This is a genomic window from Longivirga aurantiaca (genome assembly GCF_042660085.1).
Classification (GTDB): domain Bacteria; phylum Actinomycetota; class Actinomycetes; order S36-B12; family CAIYMF01; genus Longivirga; species Longivirga aurantiaca.
The window spans coordinates 1-2,953 of sequence record NZ_JBHSTI010000043.1 but is presented as its reverse complement, the minus strand read 5'-3'; the positions used below and the strand labels follow the sequence as shown (position 1 = coordinate 2,953).

General features: G+C 74.2%; 5 protein-coding genes. 2 read left to right on the top strand and 3 right to left on the bottom strand.

Features of this window, described 5'->3' with window-relative positions; all coding sequences use genetic code 11:
• Nucleotides 1–74: 74 nt before the first annotated feature.
• Entirely contained in the window at nucleotides 75–473 is a 399-nt protein-coding gene (locus ACFQGU_RS16875; RefSeq protein WP_386768866.1) for a YbaN family protein, read from the bottom strand.
• A 335-nt stretch (nucleotides 474–808) separates the two neighbouring features.
• On the opposite strand from ACFQGU_RS16875, the gene ACFQGU_RS16870 reads away from it, so the two are divergent.
• Nucleotides 809–1,210 carry a hypothetical protein gene (locus ACFQGU_RS16870; protein WP_386768865.1) on the top strand — a complete coding sequence of 134 codons (402 nt, stop codon included), beginning with the start codon at nucleotides 809–811 and terminating at the stop codon, nucleotides 1,208–1,210.
• An 82-nt stretch (nucleotides 1,211–1,292) separates the two neighbouring features.
• On the opposite strand, the gene ACFQGU_RS16865 is transcribed toward ACFQGU_RS16870, so the two are convergent.
• Nucleotides 1,293–1,709: a DUF6855 family protein gene (locus ACFQGU_RS16865; RefSeq protein ID WP_386768864.1), complete on the bottom strand. Its 417-nt coding sequence runs from the start codon at nucleotides 1,707–1,709 to the stop codon at nucleotides 1,293–1,295.
• Between the two features lie 2 nt (nucleotides 1,710–1,711).
• Entirely contained in the window at nucleotides 1,712–2,131 is a 420-nt protein-coding gene (locus ACFQGU_RS16860) for an SRPBCC family protein (RefSeq protein ID WP_386768863.1), read from the bottom strand.
• 64 nt (nucleotides 2,132–2,195) lie between these two features.
• On the opposite strand from ACFQGU_RS16860, the gene ACFQGU_RS16855 reads away from it, so the two are divergent.
• A complete protein-coding gene (locus tag ACFQGU_RS16855; RefSeq protein ID WP_386768862.1) occupies nucleotides 2,196–2,714 on the top strand; it encodes an HTH domain-containing protein in 519 nt (172 codons plus the stop codon).
• The last annotated feature ends 239 nt before the right edge of the window (nucleotides 2,715–2,953 follow it).

Genomic DNA, 2,953 nt, shown 5'->3' with positions numbered 1-2,953 from the left:
GCGTGCGGGCCCCACTCTGCCGTGCCGCGCCGTACGCCGTCGCGTGACCCGCGGGGGCGGTGAGGGGCGTGGGGTCAGTCGGCGTCGGCGGTCGCGAGCAGCGCGCGGACGTCGACCGCCTCGGGCTCGGGGCGCGACCAGATGTACGCCACGACCGCCGAGAGCACCGCGGCCTGGGCGCCCAGCACCCACAGCGGCAGGCCGATCACGACCGAGAAGATGAAGGCCAGCGAGATCGACACGGTGGCGAGCCACTTGGCGCTGCGGCGCACGAGCCGCCCCTCGTGCCACTCGCGGATCGGGGGGCCGAGCCGGGGGTGGGTGGTGAGCCAGGTGTGGAAGCGCTCGGACGACCGGGCGAAGGCGAAGGCCGCCACCAGCAGGAACGGCGTCGTCGGGATCAGCGGCACGAGCGTGGCGACGGCGCCGATGGCCACGCACCCCACTCCGAGGCTGATCCAGGCCCACCGCATGCCGCCATTGTCCGTGCTGGACGGGCACGACGGCAGCCCGATCGCGCGTGACGAGCGCCGCACCGCCCGCGCTCGCAGGGGGAGCCGACCGAGCGCCGATCCACGGCCACGCCGTCCGCACGGCGACGTGGGGGCCCGAGGCGGCGCCCGAGCCGCACGGTGGACCGCGAGGTACTCCCGGGTTCGGCCGGTGCGAGCAGCCCTTGATCGGCCGGGCGGGTGATTCCGTGCTCGGTTCCTCAACATCAGCGCACGGTCGAGCCGACGTGATCGGTGACCAGTGGACGGGATTGGGGTGAGGGCTGATGCGCGCGACGGAGCTGAGGGTGGGGCGGATGTACGCGTTGCCGACCAATCCGGGGCCGTGGTACCGCTACGCAGTCCCCGCGCGCGTGATGGCCCACGCCCCGCGCAACCGCGTGCTCGTCCTCTTCCCGGACGGCGTCCCCGCCTCGCCCCTGCGCGCCGAGCTCCCGCGCGCGGCACTCGTGTGGCTCGACGGCGACGCCCTCATCTGCACGTGGGAGGAGTGGCCCGAGCTCGCGGCCGAGACGCGCGCCGACCTGACCGCCCTGGTGTCCAGCGCCGTCGCCGCGATCGGCGGTCACGACGCACCGTCCATCTCCGCCCCTCGGGCGATGGTGCAGGAGACGCGCTGGTGGTCGCGCCCGATCGGGCTGCTGCTGCGTCCGCCGGCCCTGCCCCCGCCCACCCACGTGCACGCGTCCGACCGCTGAGAGGCGCACGGAGCAGACAGAGCGAGACCCCCGGCCAGAGGCCGACCCTCATCCCCCCGGGCGGGTCGGCCTCGCCGCGTCCTCAGAGCGCGCGCATCCGGTTGTTGCGCGGGTTGTGCTCGACCTCGGCGAGCCCGAGGTGCTCGAGCACGGGCGGCACGTATGTCGCGAAGCGTCCTCGGTATCCCTTGCGCAGCCCGTAGAAGCCGCCCACGGGGTTGTCGTCGGCGCGTGCCCACGCCTCGACCGTCCCGGGCTTGGCCTCCTTCTGCTCGTCGGCGTTGCCGAGGGGCATCCAGTCGCCGTACGCCGTGAGCATCGCGTGCAGGTCCTCGATGCATCGGAGCTGGTAGCCGAGGGTCGTGCTGCCGACGCGCACCCGGAGCGCGGGCGGGTCGGTGGCCTCGTCGCGCCAGGCGTCGAACTCCGAGGTGCCGACGGGCGTGGTGAGGATCCATGGGTCTTCCGTGGTGCCCGAGCCCTCGACGTGGTCCTTCATGCTCACTCCTGCCCTTCGGCCGCGCGGCGCAGGCCGGCGACGAACGCGTCGAACGAGGGTTGCAGGTCGGGGATCGACCTGTCGATCACACCTGCCAACGGACCGGTGTAGGTCTCGCGCATGGTCATGGTGGTGCGGCCGCCGGCCTCGGCGAGCGCGTAGGTCCGTGTCCCGGTGAACAGCCCGAGCGGCATGCCGCCGGTGAGCACGATCCGGCCGTGCGGCTCCCAGGCGGTGACCCGGAGCGTGAACGGGCGCGGGTTGTCGCGCACCCGGATCTCGAGGCGTCCGCCCTCGGTGAGGGCGCCGTCGACGCGCTCGAGCTGCGGGTCCCAGCCGGTCCACCGGTCGGTGGCGAGCAGGGTGCCCCAGACTGCAGGGGCGGGGGCGGCGATCGCCGTGGTCGCCTCGAAGGTCGGCATGTCCAGGACTGTGCCAGGGGATTCATGACACCGTGTGTCATGAATCCCGGAGAAGGGGGCACGGATGCGCGCCGGACGGCTGCTCAGCGTGCTCCTCATCCTGCAGAACGAGGGCCGGGTGACCGCGGCCGAGCTCGCCCACCGGCTCGAGGTGTCGGAGCGCACCGTGCTGCGCGACCTCACCGAGCTCGGCGCCACCGGCGTGCCGGTCTACGCCGTACGCGGCCCCGGCGGCGGCTTCGCCCTGCTCGACACCTTCGCCCAGGACGTGCCCGCCGTGCCGACGGGCCTGCCCGCCGAGCGCGGCCGGATCCGCCGCGTGCGGGTGCGGGTCTCGCCCTCGGCGCTGCAGCGCGCACGGGTCACCGGTCGCCCCGAGGGCTGGCGGCCGCGCCCCGACCCCGCGCCGTCGGAGGTGCACCCGGACTGGGTCGAGGGCTCGTTCCGCTTCCTGTCGTACGACGACGCGGTCACCGAGCTGCTCGCCCTCGCCCCCGACGTCGAGGTGCTGCTCCCCGTCGAGCTGCGCGCGGCGATGGCCGACCTCGGCCGCCGCATCACCGAGCAGCACCTCCCCGCCTGAGCGGATCGCACGGTTCGGCCGCGCCCGCCGACCTGACCTATCCTCGAGAGGTCCGCTCCCCTGTCCGGAGAGTCCTCGTGCATCGCCGTCCGCCGTCGTCAGACCGGGTCGTCGCGGTGCTCCAGCCCCGCGGGAGGCGAGCGTCATGGACACCGTGACCGCTCCCGCAACGGGCCGTCACCGGTCGTCGGCGTGGGTGCACATGCCGGGTCTGGACGGTGTGCGTGCGGTGGCTGTGG